This window comes from Hydrogenophaga pseudoflava (assembly GCF_004353865.1).
GTDB classification, from domain to species: domain Bacteria; phylum Pseudomonadota; class Gammaproteobacteria; order Burkholderiales; family Burkholderiaceae_C; genus Hydrogenophaga; species Hydrogenophaga pseudoflava.
On record NZ_CP037867.1, the window covers coordinates 209393 to 228190 of the forward strand.

At 68.4% G+C, this 18798-nt stretch carries 19 protein-coding genes; 9 read left to right on the forward strand and 10 right to left on the reverse strand.

Features of this window, described 5'->3' with window-relative positions:
• Positions 1–115: 115 nt before the first annotated feature.
• The 3 genes from recQ to HPF_RS01020 are packed head-to-tail and all read right to left on the reverse strand — an operon-like array spanning position 116 to position 3066.
• Positions 116–2011 carry a DNA helicase RecQ gene (recQ, locus tag HPF_RS01010; RefSeq protein ID WP_133155486.1) on the reverse strand — a complete coding sequence of 632 codons (1896 nt, stop codon included), beginning with the start codon at positions 2009–2011 and terminating at the stop codon, positions 116–118.
• Positions 2008–2427, reverse strand: coding sequence for a rhodanese-like domain-containing protein (locus HPF_RS01015; RefSeq protein ID WP_133155487.1), 420 nt, complete (start codon positions 2425–2427; stop codon positions 2008–2010). Before HPF_RS01015 ends, recQ begins: the two co-directional genes overlap by 4 nt.
• Before the next feature lie 54 nt (positions 2428–2481).
• Positions 2482–3066 (reverse strand): hypothetical protein, encoded by a 585-nt coding sequence (locus HPF_RS01020; RefSeq protein ID WP_133155488.1) that lies wholly within the window; start codon positions 3064–3066, stop codon positions 2482–2484.
• A 98-nt stretch (positions 3067–3164) separates the two neighbouring features.
• Between HPF_RS01020 and HPF_RS01025 the strand changes: the two genes are divergently transcribed.
• Both HPF_RS01025 and HPF_RS01030 read left to right on the forward strand, forming a co-directional pair.
• Positions 3165–4211: a homocysteine S-methyltransferase family protein gene (locus HPF_RS01025; RefSeq protein WP_133155489.1), complete on the forward strand. Its 1047-nt coding sequence runs from the start codon at positions 3165–3167 to the stop codon at positions 4209–4211.
• Positions 4212–4507: 296 nt separating this feature from the next.
• Positions 4508–5458, forward strand: coding sequence for a TerC family protein (locus HPF_RS01030; protein ID WP_133155490.1), 951 nt, complete (start codon positions 4508–4510; stop codon positions 5456–5458).
• Positions 5459–5492: 34 nt separating this feature from the next.
• On the opposite strand, the gene HPF_RS01035 is transcribed toward HPF_RS01030, so the two are convergent.
• From HPF_RS01035 to HPF_RS01045, 3 genes are read right to left on the reverse strand one after another with little or no spacing between them, the layout of a single operon-like run.
• Positions 5493–6113, reverse strand: a complete 621-nt coding sequence (locus tag HPF_RS01035; protein WP_133155491.1) for a cyclic nucleotide-binding domain-containing protein — start codon at positions 6111–6113, stop codon at positions 5493–5495.
• A 57-nt stretch (positions 6114–6170) separates the two neighbouring features.
• The gene (locus HPF_RS01040) at positions 6171–7037 is read right to left on the reverse strand and encodes a pirin family protein (RefSeq protein WP_133155492.1); all 867 of its coding nucleotides are present in this window, start codon (positions 7035–7037) and stop codon (positions 6171–6173) included.
• A 1-nt stretch (position 7038) separates the two neighbouring features.
• Positions 7039–7911, reverse strand: coding sequence for a pirin family protein (locus HPF_RS01045; RefSeq protein ID WP_133155493.1), 873 nt, complete (start codon positions 7909–7911; stop codon positions 7039–7041).
• 75 nt (positions 7912–7986) lie between these two features.
• Between HPF_RS01045 and HPF_RS01050 the strand changes: the two genes are divergently transcribed.
• A complete protein-coding gene (locus HPF_RS01050; protein ID WP_133155494.1) occupies positions 7987–9030 on the forward strand; it encodes an RNA methyltransferase in 1044 nt (347 codons plus the stop codon).
• Positions 9031–9070: 40 nt separating this feature from the next.
• Here HPF_RS01050 and HPF_RS01055 read toward each other — a convergent pair whose 3' ends face one another.
• Positions 9071–9457, reverse strand: a complete 387-nt coding sequence (locus HPF_RS01055) for a hypothetical protein (RefSeq protein ID WP_133155495.1) — start codon at positions 9455–9457, stop codon at positions 9071–9073.
• 77 nt (positions 9458–9534) lie between these two features.
• Entirely contained in the window at positions 9535–10026 is a 492-nt protein-coding gene (locus HPF_RS01060) for a hypothetical protein (protein WP_133155496.1), read from the reverse strand.
• A 91-nt stretch (positions 10027–10117) separates the two neighbouring features.
• Between HPF_RS01060 and HPF_RS01065 the strand changes: the two genes are divergently transcribed.
• Both HPF_RS01065 and HPF_RS01070 read left to right on the forward strand, forming a co-directional pair.
• The gene (locus HPF_RS01065; protein WP_066152363.1) at positions 10118–10519 is read left to right on the forward strand and encodes a transcriptional regulator; all 402 of its coding nucleotides are present in this window, start codon (positions 10118–10120) and stop codon (positions 10517–10519) included.
• A 104-nt stretch (positions 10520–10623) separates the two neighbouring features.
• Entirely contained in the window at positions 10624–11706 is a 1083-nt protein-coding gene (locus tag HPF_RS01070; protein WP_133155497.1) for a Fic family protein, read from the forward strand.
• A 6-nt stretch (positions 11707–11712) separates the two neighbouring features.
• Here HPF_RS01070 and HPF_RS01075 read toward each other — a convergent pair whose 3' ends face one another.
• Positions 11713–12648, reverse strand: a complete 936-nt coding sequence (locus HPF_RS01075) for an MBL fold metallo-hydrolase (protein WP_133155498.1) — start codon at positions 12646–12648, stop codon at positions 11713–11715.
• Between HPF_RS01075 and HPF_RS01080 the strand changes: the two genes are divergently transcribed.
• The 3 genes from HPF_RS01080 (at position 12647) to HPF_RS01090 (ending at position 16603) form a co-directional block, all read left to right on the forward strand.
• Entirely contained in the window at positions 12647–12871 is a 225-nt protein-coding gene (locus HPF_RS01080) for a hypothetical protein (protein WP_133155499.1), read from the forward strand. The two genes, HPF_RS01075 and HPF_RS01080, sit on opposite strands and share 2 nt — an antisense overlap.
• Before the next feature lie 5 nt (positions 12872–12876).
• Complete coding sequence (gene metH / locus HPF_RS01085) at positions 12877–15627, forward strand: methionine synthase (protein WP_133155500.1); 2751 nt, start codon at positions 12877–12879, stop codon at positions 15625–15627.
• A gap of 67 nt (positions 15628–15694) precedes the next feature.
• Entirely contained in the window at positions 15695–16603 is a 909-nt protein-coding gene (locus HPF_RS01090; protein WP_133155501.1) for a zinc ribbon domain-containing protein, read from the forward strand.
• Between the two features lie 4 nt (positions 16604–16607).
• Here the strand turns inward: HPF_RS01090 and HPF_RS01095 are convergent, their stop codons facing one another.
• The gene (locus HPF_RS01095) at positions 16608–18161 is read right to left on the reverse strand and encodes a YifB family Mg chelatase-like AAA ATPase (protein ID WP_133155502.1); all 1554 of its coding nucleotides are present in this window, start codon (positions 18159–18161) and stop codon (positions 16608–16610) included.
• A 277-nt stretch (positions 18162–18438) separates the two neighbouring features.
• On the opposite strand from HPF_RS01095, the gene HPF_RS01100 reads away from it, so the two are divergent.
• On the forward strand, positions 18439–18777 hold the full coding sequence (locus HPF_RS01100; protein WP_066152377.1) for a P-II family nitrogen regulator: 339 nt from the start codon (positions 18439–18441) through the stop codon (positions 18775–18777).
• Positions 18778–18798 lie beyond the last annotated feature (21 nt).

The following is an 18798-nucleotide window of genomic DNA, read 5'->3' on the forward strand; positions in this document are numbered from 1 at the left end:
CGGCGCAGGGGGCGGGGTCTTGAGAAAAATGGGCGGTGAAACACCCCCATTTCCGACGGGCGGTCGGGTGGTCAGACGATGGTTGACAGCCGTATCGGCGCAAGGCCGGCAGGCTTTAATCGAAAGCACTCACCACGCGCAGCACCTCGGCGCCGTAGGCGTCGCGCTTTTTCTGGCCGATGCCGGAAATGCCGTCCAGATCGGCCATGGAGCGCGGTTTCTCGGCGGCGATCGCGCGCAGGGTCGCGTCGTGAAAGATCACGAAGGCCGGCAGGTTGTGCTCGCGCGCCACCTCGGCGCGCCAGGCCTTGAGCGCGTCCAGGCACTCGCGTTCGGACAGCGACAGCGGCTGGCCGTCAGGCGCCAACGCGTCGCGGGCGGACTTGCGGCTGCTGCGCCGGCTGCCTTTGGATTCGGTGACCTCTCGCAACCAGACCTGGGCTTCGCCCTTGAGGATGGGGCGGGCGCCATCGGTCAGGTGCAGGGTGTTGTACGGGGCGTCGTCCACCCGCACCGCTTCGCGCGCGATCAGCTGGCGCAGCAGGGCGCGCCACTGGCTCTCGCTGAGGTCGGCGCCGATGCCGAAGGTGCTGAGCTTGTCGTGCCCGTATTGCGCGATCTTGTCGGTGGCCTTGCCGCGCAGGATGTCCATCAGGTGGCCGGCGCCGAAGGCCGTGCCGCTGGCCTGCTGCACGCGGTAGATGCAGGACAGCAGCTTGCGCGCCGCCTCGGTGGCGTCGTGCAGGGCCGGGGGCGAGATGCAGTTGTCGCAGTTGCCGCAGGGCTGGCTGGCTTCGCCGAAGTACGACAGCAGCCGCACCCGCCGGCAGTCGCTGGCTTCGGCCAGCGCCAGCAGAGCGTCCAGCTTGCCGCGCAGCACCTGCTTGAACTCGTCGCCCGCCGGGCTCTCGTCGATCATGCGGCGCTGGTTCACCACGTCCTGCAGGCCATAAACCATCCAGGCGTCGGCCGCCTCGCCGTCGCGACCGGCGCGGCCGGTTTCCTGGTAGTAGCCCTCAATGTTCTTGGGCATGTCCAGGTGGGCCACGAAGCGCACGTCCGGCTTGTCGATGCCCATGCCGAAGGCGATGGTGGCGACCATGATCAGGCCCTCTTCGCGCAGGAAACGGTCCTGGTGCTTTTGGCGCACCGCCGAGTCGAGGCCCGCGTGGTAGGGCAGGGCGTTCAGCCCGTGGTCCACCAGCAGCGCCGCCACTTCTTCCACCCGCTTGCGCGACTGGCAGTAGACGATGCCGGCGTCGTGGCCCTGGCTGTTCATGTGTTCGTCGCGGATGAAGCGCAGCAGCTGCTGCGTGCCGTCCTTCTTCTCGACGATGGTGTAGCGGATGTTGGGGCGGTCGAAGCTGCTGACGAAGCGCCGCGCGTCCTGCAGCTGCAGGTGCGTCACGATGTCCTCGCGCGTCAGGTCGTCGGCCGTGGCCGTGAGCGCGATGCGCGGCACGCCGGCGTAGCGCTCGTGCAGCACCGCCAGCTCGCGGTACTCGGGCCGGAAGTCGTGGCCCCACTGGCTCACGCAGTGCGCCTCGTCGATGGCGAACAGGCTGAGCAGCCCGCGCTCGTGCAGCGAGTCGAGCAGCGCCAGGAAGCGCGGCGTGGTCAGTCGCTCGGGCGCGGCGTAGAGCATGGTGATCTCGCCCTTGAGCAGGCGGCGTTCGATCTGCTGCGCTTCGTCGCTGGTGAGGCTGGAATTGAGGAAGGCCGCGTCCACGCCGGCTTCCAGCAGCGCGCCCACCTGGTCGTGCATCAGCGCGATCAGCGGCGAGACCACGATGGACACGCCGTGGCCGGCGCGCTGGCGCACGATGGCCGGGATCTGGTAACACAGGCTCTTGCCGCCGCCCGTGGGCATGAGCACCAGGGCGTCGCCGCCGTCGCTGACGTGGGTGACGATGCCCGCCTGCGGGCCGCGGAAGGCCTCGTAGCCGAAGACCGACTGCAGCACCTCGGCGCAGGCTTCCAGCGTCTCGCCTTCAGAGGAGATGTCGATCACATCTGTTCCCAGGGCAGGCCGTCGAAGCGCCAGCCGTTGAGCGTGCTGCGCTTGAACCGGTCGTCCAGATCGCCTTCGAAGCCATGCACCACGTGCGCCACCTCGGCGAAGCCGGCGGCCTCCAGCGCGGCGCCGGCGTCCTGCGTGCGTTTGCCGCTGCGGCAGATCAGCAGCACCGGGCGGCCCTTGTCACCCGCCTCGGCCTCCACCGCGGCGGCGAAGGCCTGCGGATCGGCGGTCAGGTCCGGGTACTCGTACCAGGCGATGTGCACCACGCCGGGCGGCCGGCCGACGTAGAGCGACTCGATTTCCATGCGCACGTCGACGAACAGCGGGGGCTCCAGGCCCTCGGCGGCGCGCTGCGCGGTCTGGTCTTGCAGCCAGGTCCAGGCTTCGGTCGGGAGCAGGTGTTTCATGGGGGCGTATTGTCGTTGAGGCCGGAGCGCCCCTGCGCCAGCCCGGCGGGCGCGTCAAGGCGCCGCCCGGGGCGTCAGCGTGATCGTGAACAGCTGGTTCTGGAATTCGGGGCGGAACACCTGGCGGTCCGGTTCCCCGAGCGCGCGGGTGATGATCGCTCCTGGCATGCGCGGGTAGGTGCCGCGCCAGTAGTACAGGACCACCGGCTTTTCCCGGGCCAGTTGCCCCGCCGTCAGGCGGGCCTCGAAGACCTCGTCGCCCTCGGCGGCGGTGGCCGCAAAGCGGGCCGAGGTCGACACCAGCCGCCAGCGGCACCGGTCCTGTCCCGTGCCTGCCGCCGGGCGGCCGGGGACGGTGGTCTCGTAGTGGTGCCCGCCCTGGTGGGTGACCGGCAGCGCCACGCTCAGCTCGCCGCCCCCGGGTGGCGCACCCGCCGGGCAATCCTCGGCGCGGTAGTCCGCGTGCCAGCTCACCTGGCCAAACGGGCCGGGCGCGCGCTCGATCACCGCCGACACGGTGTGGCTGCGCTCGGCGCTCCACGGGCCGATCCGGTCGCAGCCCGCCAGCAGGGCGCAGAGGCCCCAGGCGAATACCCAGCGGCCGGGGCCAGCGGCCCATGGGCCCACACGCAGTTGCACGACACACCTCCTGGAAGCGGCGCAGTATAGAAAACAGGCGCTGCGCCGAAGCCCCTGACCACGGCTGGCCGGGGGGCGTTTCCTACAATCGCGGGATCATGAAAACGCCCGTCTACACCCGCGCCCAGGCGCTGCCCCAGATCCTGTCCCAACGCATCGCCATCCTCGACGGCGCCATGGGCACCATGATCCAGCGCTTCAAGCTCGGCGAGGCGCAGTACCGCGGCGAGCGTTTCAAGGACTTCCACAAGGACGTCAAGGGCAACAACGAACTGCTGAGCCTGACCCGCCCGGACGTGATCCGCGACATCCACGAGGGCTACCTCGCGGCCGGCGCCGACCTGATCGAGACCAACACCTTCGGCGCCACGACGATTGCGCAGGAGGACTACGACATGGCCCACCTGGCGCGCGAGATGAACCTGGCCTCGGCCCGCATCGCCCGCGAGGCCTGCGACAAATTCAGCACGCCCGACAAGCCGCGCTTCGTGGCCGGCGCGCTCGGCCCCACGCCCAAGACCGCCAGCATCAGCCCCGACGTGAACGACGCCGGTGCCCGCAACATCACCTTCGAGCAGCTGCGCGCCGCCTACCTGGAGCAGGTGGAGGCGCTGGTGGAAGGCGGCGCCGACGTGCTGCTGGTCGAGACCATCTTCGACACGCTCAACGCCAAGGCCGCGCTGTTCGCCATCGACGAGTTCTTCGAGAAGAGCGGCGAGCGCCTGCCGGTCATCATCAGCGGCACCGTGACCGACGCCTCCGGCCGCATCCTCAGCGGCCAGACCGTCACCGCCTTCTGGGCCAGCGTGCGCCACATCCAGCCCTTGGCCGTGGGCCTGAACTGCGCGCTGGGCGCCACGCTGATGCGCCCCTATATCCAGGAACTGGCCAAGGTGGCGGGCGACACCTTCATCAGCTGCTACCCCAACGCCGGCCTGCCCAACCCCATGAGCGACACCGGCTTCGACGAGACGCCCGACGTCACCAGCCGCCTGCTGCGCGAGTTCGCAGCCGAGGGCCTGGTGAACATCGTGGGCGGCTGCTGCGGCACCACGCCCCAGCACATCGGCGCGATCCACGACGCGGTGGCCACGCAGGCGCCGCGGGCGGTGGGGCGGGCGATGTTCTACAAAGAGGCGGCCTGACCCCGGACTGTGCTGCTGCTGCAGGTCGTTGGGCGATGTTCCATTTTTTTCTGAGTGACCTTCGCCTTGTGAGGGCGGTGCGCCGCCCCCACAATCGCCGCTCCCATCAAGGGGAGTAACCAGCCCGCCACCGGACGCCCCGTCCGGCCTCGGCGGGTGGGGCGTCCGTCAGTACGCGGTCTTCACCGGAAGGCCGCCGGATGCCCCGGGCCAGGCGCCATGCCCGGTCCCGGCCAGACCTTGGAGGGTGTTCTTCATCCGATCAACACCGTCCTCTAGAAAAGGTCTTGTCCATCATGGAAACCATTGCACCCCTGTGGCTCTGGGGCGTCTTCGTCGCCTTCGTGCTCGCGGCCCTGTTCGTCGATTTTGTCGTGCTCAAGAAGCAGGGCGCCCACGCCGTGGGCGTGAAGGAAGCGCTGAACTGGTCGCTCGCCTGGGTGGCGGTGAGCTTCGTCTTCAACGGCCTGCTGTGGTGGGCCATCAAGGACACCACCGGTTCGACCGCCATCGCCAACGAGAAGTCGCTGGAGTTCCTGACCGGCTACCTGATCGAGAAGAGCCTGGCGGTGGACAACATCTTTGTCTTCCTGCTGATCTTCACCTACTTCGCCGTGCCGCCAGCGTTCCAGAAGCGGGTGCTGATGATCGGCATCCTGGGCGCCATCGTGTTGCGCACCATCATGATTCTGGTGGGTGCCTGGCTGCTGGAGCAGTTCCACTGGATCCTCTATGTGTTCGGCGCCTTCCTGATCCTGACCGGCGTGAAAATGTGGTGGGCCGCCGGCAAGGAGGAGAGCCTGGACGACAACCCGGCGCTCAAGCTGCTGCGCAAGCTCATGCCCGTGAGCAAGCAGTTCGACGGCGAGAAGTTCTTCACCGTCGAGAACGGCAAGAAGATCGCCACGCCGCTGCTGATGGTGATCGCCATGGTGGGCCTGACCGACGTGATCTTCGCGGTGGATTCGATCCCGGCCATCTTTGCCATCACCAAGGACCCGTTCATCGTGCTCACCAGCAACGTGTTCGCCATCCTGGGTCTGCGCGCCATGTTCTTCCTGCTGCAGGCCGCGGCCAGCCGCTTCCACCTGCTGAACTACGGGCTGGCCGTGATCCTGGTCTTCATCGGCACCAAGATGATGCTGATCGACATCTTCAAGATCCCGGTGGCGGTGTCGCTGGGGGTGGTGCTGGGCATCCTGGCGATCACCATGCTCTGGAGCGCCAAGACGGCGCCCAACACCTGAGCACCAAGCCCTGGAAAACCGGGGCTTCTGCGCCTCACCCGCGCCGGTCGGGCGTCGGCATCAGCTTGTCGATCTCCTGCTGCATGGTCTGCACCAGCTGGCTGTAGACCTGCAGCTTGTGGCCGCTGTCGCGCAGGCGCTCGGCCAGGCGCTGGGCCACGGCGGTCATGAGTTTGGCGGCGGTGGCGGGCTGCTCGGCGGTCAGCGCCTCCAGGGCATCGCGCGTGAGCACGGCGCAGGCCACATCGGTGCTGGCGGTGCAGGAGGCCGAGCGGGCGCCGCCGTCGACCAGGGCCATCTCGCCGATCAGGCTGCCCGGGCCCAGCACGGTCACGGTGACCGGGTTGACGCGGCGCGCGATCAGCGTCTCCACCGTGATCTCGCCTTCGAGCACCAGCACCATGTAGCCGGTGTCGGTGGCCTCGCCCTGGCGGATGATGGTCGTGCCGCGCTTGAAGCGCCTGGGCCGCATGAAGCCGACCACGGTCAGCGCCTCGGCCTCGCTGAGCTGCATCAGCGCCGTGGGCGCGCGCAGCAGGTGGGCGGCTTCGTGCGCAGCGGAAGAACCGTTCACGGCGGCCTGGCGGTCGGCGGGCAGGCGCGACTCGGGGTACTCCCGGGCGCGCGCGCCGAACAGTCGGTCAAAAAGGGACATGCCGGCATTGTGCCGTGGCCATCCCGCGCCCAGGCGTGACCGAATGCGCGCCGGCCCTCAGGGCAGCGGGATCCACTCGTCGTGGTCGTCGGGCGGCAGCGCGAAGCGGCCTTCCCGCCAGTCGGCCTTGGCCTGCTCGATGCGTTCCCTGCGCGAGGACACGAAGTTCCAGAATATGTGGCGCTCACCCAGCGGCTGGCCGCCGAAGACCATCAGCGTGGCGCCGTCGGGGCCGGCCGTCACCGAATCACCCTCGCCGGTGAACACCAGCAGCTGGCCGGGTTCCGCGGTCGTGTCGCCGTGGGTGACGGCGCCCCGCGCCACATACACCGCCTGTTCGGCGTGGCCACCGGTCAGGGCGAGTGTGGCGCCGGGCTGCAGGCGCGCGTGCAGCGCGAACAGCGGCGAATGTGTGCGCACCGGTGTCGTCTGGCCGTAGGCGCTGCCGGCGAACAGGCGCCACCACACGCCGCCCGTCTCGTGCTCGGGCATCAGGGCCTGCGGGTAGTGGTCGAAGGCCGGTTCGCACTCTTCGTCGGCCTCGGGCAGCGCGACCCAGAACTGCATCAGCTCCAGCCCGCCGCCCGCGAAGGACTCGGGGTGGGTGAAGCGCTCGGAATGGCTGATGCCGCGGCCCGCGGTCATCCAGTTCACGTCGCCGGGTTTGATGTCCTGCCGGATGCCCAGGCTGTCGCGGTGGGTGATCATGCCGCTGAGCAGGTAGCTCACGGTCGACAGGCCGATGTGCGGGTGCGGCCGCACGTCGGCGGCGCGGACGTGCTCGGGCGCCAGCGTCACCGGGCCGGCGTGGTCCATGAACACGAAGGGGCCGACGTGGCGGCGTTTGGCGTAGGGCAGCACGCGCCGCACGGTCAGGCCATGCCCCAGGTCGCCGGGGCGGGCGGTGATCAGCATCTCCAGCATGTCAAAGCCTCCCCATGCGACCGGACTGGAAATCGACAAACGCCTGCTGGATCTCCTGCGGCGTGTTCATCACGAAGGGGCCGTAGCCCACGACGGGTTCGTCGATGGGTTCGCCGCACAGCCACAGCAGGGTGGTGTCGGCCAGCGCGGTCAGCTGCACACCTTCGCCGTCGCGGGTGTAGACGATCATTTCCGCGTCGCCGGCTTCCTGGCCGTCGGCCGTCTTGACCCGCCCCTGGTAGACCAGCGGCACCGTGGTGTGGCCCTCGGGCGCGGGCAGGGTGACGGTGTGGCCGGCCTTGAGCTGCACGTCCCAGACCTGCATAGGGGTGAAGGTTCGGGCCGGGCCGCTGGCGCCGTCGAAGCTGCCCGCGATGGGCCGCACCGTGCCGGCGTCCTGGCCGTCCACGCCGGTCAGCGGCAGGGTCGGGATCTGCGCGGCGGTGATGCCCTGGTAACCGGGCGCTGCCATCTTGTCGCGCGCCGGCAGGTTCACCCACAGCTGCACCATGCGGAAGGGGCCGCCGCTGCGGGCGTAGGCCTCGCTGTGGAACTCCTCGTGCACGATGCCCGCGGCCGCGGTCATCCACTGCACCTCGCCGGGGCCGATGGTGCCGCCGCCACCGGACGAGTCGCGGTGCGTGACCTCGCCGTCGTAGACGATGGTCACGGTCTCGAAGCCGCGGTGCGGGTGCGCGCCGACGCCGCGCCGCTTCGTGGTGGGCTCGAAGACCACCGGGCCGCCGTAGTCGAGCATGAGGAAGGGCGAGAACGCGGCGGGGTCGTCGTTGTACGAGAACAGGGTGCGCACGGGAAAACCGTCGCCGACCCAGTGGCCTTGCGTGTTGCGCTGGATGAATGACACGGACTTCATCGTGGGGAGTCTCCTGGTGAAAGCGCATTCTGTGCCGGTACTGCGTTCAGCGCGACCCTCAGGGACAATCCCGGGATGCGAATCTCTGACTTGCGCGAACGCCTCACTGCGCTCGGCGCCCTGCCCAAACACCAGCACCGCGTGCTCCGCCTGTGGAGCAACGCCCTGCCGCAGACGGCGGGCAAGCGGCAGATCGAACACTTCCTGCCCGCCACGCTGCGCGCCGCACTGCCGGCGCTGGAGGCCGAGCTCGCGGGCCTGGCGCAGCTCGCATCCGCCCACCCCGGCGACGACGGCTCCGAGCGCCTGCTGGTGAAGCTGGGCGACGGCCAGCTGGTGGAAAGCGTGCTGCTGTTGCCAGACCGCACGCCCGGCCTGTGCGTGTCCACCCAGGTCGGCTGCGCGGTGGGCTGCCGCTTCTGCATGACCGGCACCACGGGGCTGATCCGCCAGCTCGGCAGCGCCGAGATCGTGGCCCAGGTGGCGCTGGCGCGCACGCGCCGGCCGGTCAAGAAGGTGGTGTTCATGGGCATGGGCGAACCCGCGCACAACCTGGACAACGTGATGGAGGCCATCGAGCTGCTGGGCACGGCCGGCAACATCGGCCACAAGAACCTGGTGTTCTCCACCGTGGGCGACCCGCGCGTGTTCGACGAGCTGCCGCGCGGTGCGGTCAAGCCCGCGCTGGCGCTGTCGCTGCACACCACCCGCGCCGACCTGCGCCGCGACCTGCTGCCGCGCGCGCCGCTGCTCACGCCCGAAGAGCTGGTCGAGGCCGGCGAGGCCTACGCCCGCGCCACCGGCTACCCCATTCAATACCAGTGGACGCTGCTGGACGGCATCAACGACGGCGACGACGAGATCGAGGGCATCGTGCGCCTGCTCACGGGCAAGTACGCGATCCTCAACCTGATCCCGTACAACACCACCGAAGGCATGCCCTTCACGCGGCCGAGCTGGGAGAAGGCCGCCGACATCGCGCGCCGCCTGCACCGCCGCCACATCCTGACCAAGCTGCGCATGTCCGCCGGGCAGGACGTGGACGGGGGCTGCGGCCAGCTGCGGGCGCGGGCTTCGATGCCGGCGCGCAAGGTGATCCCGGTCTCTGTGCGACCCTGAATGCGCCAGGTCGTTGCAGCGTCATGAGACCGAAGGTTGATCACCGGTAGGTGATCGAGCCCCGTTGCGTGCTGAGTGTGAGGATGGCGTTCAGATTCGTGTAGTTGCCGGCCACGTTCATGGCCTCGCATTGTGGGTTCTTCGCGCTGCTGTATGGGGTCGAGATGCAGCTGGACAGGGCGAAGCTCCCTTTGTCCTGCTCGCCAATCACGGTCAGCTGACAAATGCACTTCGTGCCGGTAGGAGAGAACGCATACAGATAGTGCGGCTTGCCGAAGCTGCCACCGCGGATGTCCATCGTTGCGCCTGTTCCATCCTGGGTCCAGATGCTGAACAGATCTTTGGATGGGTCATCGCTTCCGCCGCCACAGGCGGTCAGCAACGCAATGGTCGAAGCGGCGAACATTTTCTTGGCGAGTTGTTTCATGGAGGTGTTCTCTCAGTTGAGCGGGTGGTTGGAGGGTCCCGGTTCCCGTCGAATCCGTTGACTTGGTTCGAGCGTGGTCAGGGGGGCGCGGCAGCCGGAGTCGCTGGTTTGGCGCCGCGCACCCTGGCTACGAGATCCGAGATCAGGCCCTCCATGACTGTCTTGGGGTTCCTGAATCCGTGCAGGGGCGAATCGGACCATTGGCCCAGGGCAAGCAGTTGTCCCGTCTGAGCGTCGTACAACTGCACGGTGAGGTGCTTGAGATACATCACCAGGTCCCAACGCCAGATGTCCGTGTAGCTCACCAACGCGTCGATACCGGGGGCGGTCCGGGTACCCGGAGGCAGAGCACCAACGACGGTCAGTTGTTCTTTGAGCAGCGCAGCCTCCAACAGGCTGTTCATTTGTGAGGAGTTGCCATCGCTGGGGACAAGTGCGATCGTGGACAGGTTTTTTTGGACCGCAGCCCCGAGCGTGATTTCTTGTGTTGTGGAACAGCCGGCCAACAACACCAGGGCGATGGCGGCAAGAGCTGACCGAAAGATGGGTGGCAACGACAGGGCAATCATCAATCAAAATTGAAACAAAATTCAAGTAATTGTTGAGATCATAAACAACAAGAAATAGAGCCATTTTTCAAGCGCCACGTAGGTTGGGCGCATGAACGAAAAGATGGAGTTCTCCCAGCGCCTGCGGGACGCGATGGTCCGCATGGGCTACGTCGCCAGCCCGTCGGTGCTGGAGCACGAATTCAATCTGCGCTGGCCGGGGCGCTCCATCAGCAACCAGGCGGCCTGGGGCTGGCTCAACAGCCGTTCGATTCCCACGCAGGACAAGCTGCAGGTGTTGGCCGAGTGGTTGAAGCTGGCGCCCGAGGTGCTGCGGTTTGGTGAGGCGGTGCGGTACAAGGTGCGCGAGCACCAGCGCCGCTGGGACGAGAGCCTCAACCACACCGAGCGCGAGGTGATCGACGCCTACCTGCAGTTGCCTGCGCCACAGCGCAAGGTGGTGCGGGAGGTGGTGTTGGCGTTGGCGCAGGTGCACGTGCCAGGCCAAGGCTGAGCCCGCAGCACCTGCACAGAAACCGCCCCGTTTCTATACACGTGGCGTTTAACATGCATAGAAATTCGCATTTTCTATACATATGAGCCTGATGGAGGCGATGCATGTCCACCCTGACGCCCCTGGAACAGCTGGACCCGGCCCGGTTTGACACGCCAGCCATTCTGAAAAAGCTGGCCAGCAGCAGCCGGCAGCTGGCTGAGCTGAAAGGTCTGGCCGCGTCCATTCCCAACCAGGGCATCCTGATCAACACCCTGGGCTTGCAGGAGGCCAAGGACAGTTCCGAGATCGAGAACATCGTCACCACGCACGACGAGCTGTTCAAGGACGACGTGCATCCGGAGGCGTTCGCCAATCCGGCGGCCAAGGAGGTGCTGCGCTACCGGCAGGCGCTGCGCTTTGGCTTTGAGCAAGTGCGGGCCACCGGGCTGCTGACGGCCAATCATGTCGTGGGCATACAGGGCGAGCTGGAGCGCAACAACGCGGGTTTTCGTAAGTTGCCCGGCACGGCGCTCAAGGACGGCAGCGGGCAGACGGTGTACACCCCGCCGCAGGACCCGGCCGAGATCGTGGCGCTGATGAGCGGGCTGGAGCGCTTCATGAACGATGACGCCCTGTTTCCGGTCGATCCGCTGATCAAGATGGCGCTGATCCACCACCAGTTCGAGAGCATCCACCCTTTCTACGACGGCAACGGTCGCACGGGCCGCATCGTCAACGTGCTCTATCTGGTCAAGGAAGGCTTGCTGGACATTCCGGTGCTGTACCTGAGCCGCCACATCGTGCAGCACAAGGCCGACTACTACCGCTTGTTGCAAACGGTGCGCGACGACGACACCTGGGAGGACTGGGTGCTGTACATGCTGCAGGCGGTGGAGACGACGGCTCGCCAGACCGTGACCACGGTGCAGGCCATCAAGACGGCGCTGTTCGACTACAAGCACCGCATTCGCGATGGGCACCGGTTCTACAGCCAGGACCTGATCAACAACCTGTTCACGCACCCGTACACCAAGATCGACTTTGTGCAGCGAGACCTGCAGGTCTCGCGCCTGACCGCCACCAAGTACCTGGAGGCGCTGGTGGACGGGGGCTTTCTGGCCAAGCAGAAAGTGGGGCGCAGCAACTACTACGTGAACGTCGCGCTCAACAGCATCCTGTCGGCGCCCGCTCCGACCGTGCCTTGACCCGCCTCACTCCCGCTCCAGCTCCAGATACGTCCGGCTGGCGTTGCCCGGGTGCAGCTCGGTCGCGTTGAGCAGGCCCATCCACGGCTTCGCGTCAAAAGCCTTGATGGCGGCGCCGATGTCCTCGCCGTTCTCCACCGCCTGCTTCATGTGCGTGCGCAGCGCCTGCAGGTAGTCGCGCGTCTGCGCCTGGGCCTTCGGCAGCTCGCACACCTCGCCGTGACCGGGCACGATGCGCGCAGGCTTGAGCGCTTCCAGCGCCGCGAAGCTCGCCAGCCAGCGGCCGGTGTGGCTGACCGGGATCACGCCCAGCATGCGGTCGACGTAGACGATGTCGCCGCTGAAAACCACGCGCTGCTGCGGCAGCCAGACCATCAGGTCGCCGGGCGTGTGCGCGCCGCCGCGGTGTTTCACTTCAACGGTCACGCCGCCCAGGTTCAGCGTCTCGTCGCTGCCCGCGAGCCAGCGCGTGGGCAGGGCGGGCACCGTGCCATCCAGCTTGTCCTTCAGCACCGGCCTGAGGGCGGCGAGGTGGTCGCCGCCGCGGGCCAGCAGGTCCGCCTTGCCGCTGGCGTGGGCGATGACCTCGGCACCCTGGGCGATGAAGTGGCCGTTGCCCAGCCAGCGGTGGTCCTGCCCGCCGGTGTTGATGACCCACTTGACCGGCTGGTCCGTCACCTTTTTCACCGCGGCATTGATCTTCTGCGCGCCCTGGGCGCTCGCGCCGCTGTCGATCAGCAGCGCGCCAGCCGGTGTCACCACCAGACCGATATTGGCGTTCAGGCCTTCGTTGTCGTAGGTGCGGCCCACCTTCTCGCCGATGAAGGCGTAGACGCCGGGGGCGACCGGCTGAAAGCGCACCTCGACGGCGCGGGCCAGGGGTGAGGTGATGGCCCAGACGAGCAGGCCGGCGGATATGGAAAACAGGGAAGGGAGGCGCATGAACAAACCCAAAACATCAGAAATCAATTATGTTGTGATTGATGGATGTCCCGGTGCGCGGGTTTTCCCGGCATGCCCGGCTAAAATCATGGCCTCTCAAGGAGCGCTGCAGCGCCGCCCCTCTGCGGGCCGCGTCAGGCTTGAGTCACCGGGCGTCGACGACGCCCCCGCCGGTCCCGGCGGCCACAACGGCGCTCACCAGTCCCCGAATGTCATCTGGTGAGCCCCATGTCCGTTGCTTCCGTCGCCCCCGTTTCCGCTTCTGCCGTGTCGTCCGTCCCCCCCATGCTGCTCTCCGGCCTGGAGCCGCTGCGCATCGGCGAGGGCAGCCTGTTCGTCAACGTCGGCGAGCGCACCAACGTCACCGGCTCCAAGGCCTTCGCCCGCATGATCCTCGAAGGTCGCTACGAGGACGCGCTGGCCGTGGCCCGCCAGCAGGTGGAGAACGGCGCGCAGATCGTGGACGTGAACATGGACGAGGCCATGCTGGACAGCCAGGCCGCCATGGTGCGTTTCCTGAACCTGATCGCCGGCGAGCCCGACATCGCGCGCGTGCCGATCATGATCGACTCGTCCAAGTGGAGCGTGATCGAGGCCGGCCTGCAGTGCATCCAGGGCAAGGGCGTCGTCAACTCGATTTCCATGAAGGAGGGCGTCGAGGAGTTCAAGCGCCAGGCCGGGCTGGTCAAGCGCTACGGCGCCGCCGCGGTGGTGATGGCCTTCGACGAAAAGGGCCAGGCCGACACCTACGAACGCAAGATCGAGATCTGCGAACGCGCCTACCGCGTGCTGGTGGACGAGGTCGGTTTCCCGCCCGAGGACATCATCTTCGACCCCAACATCTTCGCCATCGCCACCGGCATCGAAGAACACAACAACTACGCGGTCGACTTCATCGAGGCCACGCGCTGGATCAAGGCGAACCTGCCGGGTGCCAAGGTCAGCGGCGGCGTGTCCAACGTGTCGTTCAGCTTCCGCGGCAACGACCCGGTGCGCGAAGCCATCCACACCGTGTTCCTGTACCACGCGATCCAGGCGGGCATGGACATGGGCATCGTCAACGCCGGTATGGTGGGCGTGTACGACGAGATCGAACCCACGCTGCGCGAGCGGGTGGAAGACGTGGTGCTGAACCGCCGGCCCGACGCCGGCGAACGCCTGGTGGAAGTGGCCGAGAGCGCCAAGGGCGCGGCCAAGGACGACTCGAAGAAGAACGAGTGGCGCGGCCTGCCGATCCGCGAACGCCTGACGCACGCGCTGGTGCGCGGCATCAACGAGCACATCACCGAAGACACCGAGGAGATGTGGCAGCTCATCAAGGCCGACGGCGGCCGCCCGCTGCACGTGATCGAAGGTCCGCTGATGGACGGCATGAACGTGGTCGGCGACCTGTTCGGCGCCGGCAAGATGTTTCTGCCCCAGGTGGTGAAAAGCGCGCGCGTGATGAAGCAGGCGGTGGCCCACCTGCTGCCCTACATCGAGGAAGAAAAACGCCAGCTCGAAGCGGCCGGCGGCGACGTGAAGAGCAAGGGCAAGATCGTGATCGCCACCGTCAAGGGCGACGTGCACGACATCGGCAAGAACATCGTCACCGTCGTGCTCCAGTGCAACAACTTCGAGGTGGTGAACATGGGCGTGATGGTCCCGTGCCACGAGATCCTGGCCAAGGCCAAGGAAGAGGGGGCGGACATCGTGGGCCTGTCGGGCCTGATCACGCCCAGCCTGGAAGAGATGCAGTACGTGGCCGGCGAGATGCAGAAGGACGCGCACTTCCGCGAGCAAGGCATTCCGCTGCTGATCGGCGGCGCCACCACCAGCCGCGTGCACACGGCCGTGAAGATCGCGCCGCACTACGACGGCCCGGTGGTCTACGTGCCCGACGCCTCGCGCAGCGTGAGCGTGGCGCAGAGCCTCATTGGCGACGGCCGCCAGCAGACCATTGCCGAGCTCAACGCCGACTACGAGCGCGTGCGCCAGCAGCACGCCAACAAGAAGCAGGTGCCGCTGTGGCCGCTGGCGCAGGCGCGCGCCAACGCCACGCCGGTGGACTTCGTGGCCCACCCGCCGGTGGCGCCCAAGTTCATCGGTCGCCGCGTGTTCAGGAACTTCGACCTGGCCGAGCTGGAGCGCTACATCGACTGGGGCCCGTTCTTCCAGACCTGGGACCTGGCCGGCCCGTACCCGGCCATCCTGCAGGACGAGGTGGTGGGCGAGCAGGCGCGCAAGGTGTTCGCCGACGCGCAGGCCATGCTCAAGAAGATCATCGAAGGCCGCTGGCTGACGGCCAACGCGGTGATCGGCCTCTACCCGGCCAACCGGGTGAATGCCGACGACATCGCGCTCTACGCCGACGAAACCCGCCAGCAGCCGGTGCTGACCTGGCACGGCCTGCGCCAGCAGACGGAGAAGGAAGCCGTCGATGGCGTGACGCGCCCGAGCCGGTGTCTCGCCGACTTCGTGGCGCCCAAGGGCACGCCCGACTACGTGGGCCTGTTCGCGGTGACGGCCGGCGTGGGCGTGGAGAAGAAGGAGCAGCAGTTCCTGGCCGCGCACGACGACTACAACGCCATCCTGTTCAAGTCCCTGGCCGACCGCCTGGCCGAGGCGCTGGCCGAGTGCATGCACGCCCGCGTGCGCACCGACCTCTGGGGCTACGCCGCGGGCGAAACGCTCTCCAACGACGAGCTCATCAAGGAAAAGTACCAGGGCATCCGCCCGGCGCCGGGTTACCCGGCCTGCCCGGACCACAGCGTCAAGCGCCAGATGTTCGAGCTGCTGCAGGCCGATGAGATCGGCATGGCGCTCACCGAAAGCCTGGCCATGAGCCCGGCCGCCAGCGTCAGCGGTTTCTACCTGGCGCACCCCGAGAGCACCTATTTCAACGTCGGCCGCATCGGCGAGGACCAGGTGGCCGACCTGGCCGCGCGCAGCGGCGTGGCGGTCAGCGAGCTCAAGCGCTGGCTCGGCACCAACCTCTGACCCGGCAACGCCCGTTCGCCACGGCCGCCCGACAGCCCGTCGGTGCGCCGGGCAGCAGGGCCGGGGCTTGTGCTACAACGCCAAGCCCTTCCAGTTCCACCCTCTGATCGTCATGGCCATCGTGTGTCCTTCCTGCGGCAAGGAAAACCGGGACCAGGCCCGGTTCTGCCGGGGTTGCGCCCGCCCGCTGGACCGGCCGGGCGGGGATGCGGGTTCTGACGCTGTGGCCCGCGAGCGCGCCAACCGCGCGCTGCGCCGCGCCCGCCGGCGCAAGCGCTCGGGCCAGCGCACCGAACAACAGCCCGCCTGGTGGCGCTGGGCGGGCGCCATGACCGCGGGCGTGCTGGTGCTGGCCATCGGCTGGTGGCTCGGTGCCCACCAGTCCACGCCGGCGCCGGCCCGGGCGGCGCCCCTGGCGGCGGTTCCCGCCGCCCTGCCAGCGGCCACGCAAACGGCCAGCCCTGCGCCGTTGGCTACCAGCGGCCCATCGGCGGTTGCGGAGCCTGCGGGCGCAGAGGCCGCGACATCACCATCCACCCCAGAAGCCGCCGCCGCGGTCGACCGGCTGCGCCATTCGGTCGAGTTGCTGGAGCAGCAGGACCGGGAGCGGGCGGCCGCCCTGGAACAGCAACGCCAGAAGCTGGCACTGGAACAGAAGCGGCTGGACGACGCGCGGCGGCGGGCTGGCGCAACGCCTGCGGTGGCCAGCACCCATTCGGGTGCGTCCGAGCCCGCGCCCGTGGCGGCGCCCGCACCCGCCCAGTCCGCGCCGGTGGCGGCTGCTGCAGCGCCACCACCCCCCGCCACGCGATCGGTCGCGGGCGTCGACCAGGCGTGCGCAGGCAGCGACAACGTGTTCGCGCGCGACTTCTGCCGCATCCGCGAATGCGGCAAGGCGGTGTTTGCCAACGACCCCGTCTGCGTGCGCTTCCGCCAGATGGACGAGGCGCGGCGCCGTGAGGCCGAGTACCGCTGATCGTTCAGCCCGCGGCGCGCAGCGCCCTCCGGTACTGCACCGCCTCGGCGATGTGCGCCACCTCCACGGACTCGCTGCCGGCCAGGTCGGCGATGGTGCGCGCCACGCGCAGGGCTCGGTGGGTGCTGCGCGCGCTCCAGCCCAGACGGGCCGCTGCGGTGTGCAGGAACTTGAGCGCGGTGGGTTCGGCCATCGCATGCCGGTCCAGCGCCTGGCCCGACAGCGCCTGGTTGCTCTGGCCCTGGCGCGCCTGCGCCCGCTGCCGGGCAGCGGCCACGCGTTCGCGCACGGTGGCGCTGGGTTCGCCGGCCGGGCTGTGCAGCAGGTCGTGCGGGGGCAGGGCGGGCACCTCGATGTGCAGGTCGATGCGGTCCAGCAGCGGGCCGGAGAGGCGCCCCTGGTAACGCGCGACCTGGTCGGGCGTGTCGCGGCAGGGCTGGGTGGGGTGGCCCAGGAAGCCACAGGGGCAGGGGTTCATGGCGGCCACCAGCTGGAAACGCGCCGGGAACTCGCTCTGCATCGCCGCGCGCGAGATGCGGATGTGGCCGCTTTCCAGCGGCTCGCGCAGGGCTTCGAGGGCGGCGCGCGGGAATTCGGGCAGTTCGTCGAGGAACAGCACGCCGTGGTGGGCCAGTGAGATCTCGCCGGGCCGGGGCGGTGAGCCGCCGCCCACCAGGGCCACGGCGCTGGCGCTGTGGTGCGGTGCGCAGGTGGGTCGCAGGCCCCAGGCCTCCAGCCGGAAGCGCCCGGCCAGCGAGGCGACCGCGGCCGACTCCAGCGCCTCGGTGGTGTCCATGGGCGGCAGCAGGCCGGCGAAGCGCTGCGCCAGCATGCTCTTGCCCGAGCCGGGTGGGCCGACCATCAGCAGACTGTGCGAGCCCGCCGCGGCGATTTCCAGTGCCCGGCGCGCGCCCGCCTGGCCCTTGACGTCGGCCAGGTCGGCGTAGGTTTCGCGGGCCGATACCGGCGTGGGCGACAGACGCGCCCAGCCCGTGTCGTCGGGTGGTGCATCGCCGGTGCCCGCGGCCCCTTCGGGCAGGAACTGCGCCACCACGTCCAGCAGGTGGCGGGCCCGGCACACCTGGGCCTGCGGCACCAGCGCCGCCTCTTCGGCGCTGCCGGGCGGCAGCACCAGCCGCGTGGTCGCGCCCGCGGAACCGTCCCGGTGCAGCGCCAGGCTCATGGCCAGCGCGCCGCGCACCGGGCGCAGCTCGCCGCCCAGCGAAAGCTCGCCCGCGAACTCCCAGCCGGCCAGCTTCGCGCCGTCGATCTGGCCCGCCGCGGCCAGGATGCCCAGCGCGATCGGCAGGTCGAAGCGACCCGAGTCCTTGGGCAGATCGGCCGGCGCCAGGTTCACGGTGATGCGCTTGTTGCTGGGGAATTCAAGCCCGGCGTTGGCAATCGCCGAGCGCACGCGTTCGCGCGCTTCTTTCACTTCCGTGTCGACCAGACCCACCAGCGTGAAGCTGGGCAGACCGTTGGCCAGGTGCACCTCCACCTGGACCGGCCGCGCCTCCAGCCCGATCAGCGCGCGGCTGTGCACCAATGACAAACCCATCCGGTCCTCCATCCCTGTTTCGGTGCATGACCGGCTGGACACCGGCATGCACGTGTTTGGTGCGGCTCTATGGCCGCGGCGCGGGGATCATGTCATGCCCACGGGGTGGGTCGCAGCCCCCGTCGGGAGGACGTTTTCCCTCGGGGCGGCCGCCTCGGGAGCGGGGTGGGTGAGCAGCTGGCACGGTCCCTGCTTCTGGCTGTAAGCGATTGCATCAACCCGTGGTGTCACCCGGCCCCGCCCCGACACCGTCCCACCCTAGAAGAGGTAACACAGCATGAAAATGGTTTCCGCCATCATCAAGCCGTTCAAGCTGGACGAAGTGCGCGAAGCGCTCTCCGGCATGGGCGTGCAGGGCATCACCGTGACCGAAGTCAAGGGCTTTGGCCGCCAGAAGGGGCACACCGAGCTCTACCGCGGCGCCGAGTACGTCGTCGACTTCCTGCCCAAGGTCAAGATCGAAGCCGCCGTCGACGACGCCCTGGTCGACCGCGTGATCGAAGCCATCGAAGGCGCCGCCCGCACCGGCAAGATCGGCGACGGCAAGATCTTCGTCTCCCCCCTCGAACAGGTGGTTCGCATCCGCACCGGCGAGACCGGCAAGGAAGCCCTCTGATCCCCGCACCCGCATCAGAAA

Excerpts from the sequence above, each read along its gene's own strand:
- HPF_RS01045 (WP_133155493.1), bottom strand. The coding sequence starts at position 7,911 with ATGAAGTCCGTGTCATTCATCCAGCGCAACACGCAAGGCCACTGGGTC.
- HPF_RS01065 (WP_066152363.1), top strand. The coding sequence starts at position 10,118 with ATGAACGAAAAGATGGAGTTCTCCCAGCGCCTGCGGGACGCGATGGTC.
- HPF_RS01015 (WP_133155487.1), bottom strand. The coding sequence starts at position 2,427 with ATGAAACACCTGCTCCCGACCGAAGCCTGGACCTGGCTGCAAGACCAG.
- HPF_RS01025 (WP_133155489.1), top strand. The coding sequence starts at position 3,165 with ATGAAAACGCCCGTCTACACCCGCGCCCAGGCGCTGCCCCAGATCCTG.
- HPF_RS01030 (WP_133155490.1), top strand. The coding sequence starts at position 4,508 with ATGGAAACCATTGCACCCCTGTGGCTCTGGGGCGTCTTCGTCGCCTTC.
- HPF_RS01095 (WP_133155502.1), bottom strand. The coding sequence starts at position 18,161 with ATGGGTTTGTCATTGGTGCACAGCCGCGCGCTGATCGGGCTGGAGGCG.
- HPF_RS01075 (WP_133155498.1), bottom strand. The coding sequence starts at position 12,648 with ATGCGCCTCCCTTCCCTGTTTTCCATATCCGCCGGCCTGCTCGTCTGG.
- HPF_RS01040 (WP_133155492.1), bottom strand. The coding sequence starts at position 7,037 with ATGCTGGAGATGCTGATCACCGCCCGCCCCGGCGACCTGGGGCATGGC.
- HPF_RS01080 (WP_133155499.1), top strand. The coding sequence starts at position 12,647 with ATGAACAAACCCAAAACATCAGAAATCAATTATGTTGTGATTGATGGA.
- HPF_RS01100 (WP_066152377.1), top strand. The coding sequence starts at position 18,439 with ATGAAAATGGTTTCCGCCATCATCAAGCCGTTCAAGCTGGACGAAGTG.
- HPF_RS01070 (WP_133155497.1), top strand. The coding sequence starts at position 10,624 with ATGTCCACCCTGACGCCCCTGGAACAGCTGGACCCGGCCCGGTTTGAC.
- HPF_RS01050 (WP_133155494.1), top strand. The coding sequence starts at position 7,987 with ATGCGAATCTCTGACTTGCGCGAACGCCTCACTGCGCTCGGCGCCCTG.
- HPF_RS01055 (WP_133155495.1), bottom strand. The coding sequence starts at position 9,457 with ATGAAACAACTCGCCAAGAAAATGTTCGCCGCTTCGACCATTGCGTTG.
- HPF_RS01060 (WP_133155496.1), bottom strand. The coding sequence starts at position 10,026 with ATGATTGCCCTGTCGTTGCCACCCATCTTTCGGTCAGCTCTTGCCGCC.
- HPF_RS01035 (WP_133155491.1), bottom strand. The coding sequence starts at position 6,113 with ATGTCCCTTTTTGACCGACTGTTCGGCGCGCGCGCCCGGGAGTACCCC.
- metH (WP_133155500.1), top strand. The coding sequence starts at position 12,877 with ATGTCCGTTGCTTCCGTCGCCCCCGTTTCCGCTTCTGCCGTGTCGTCC.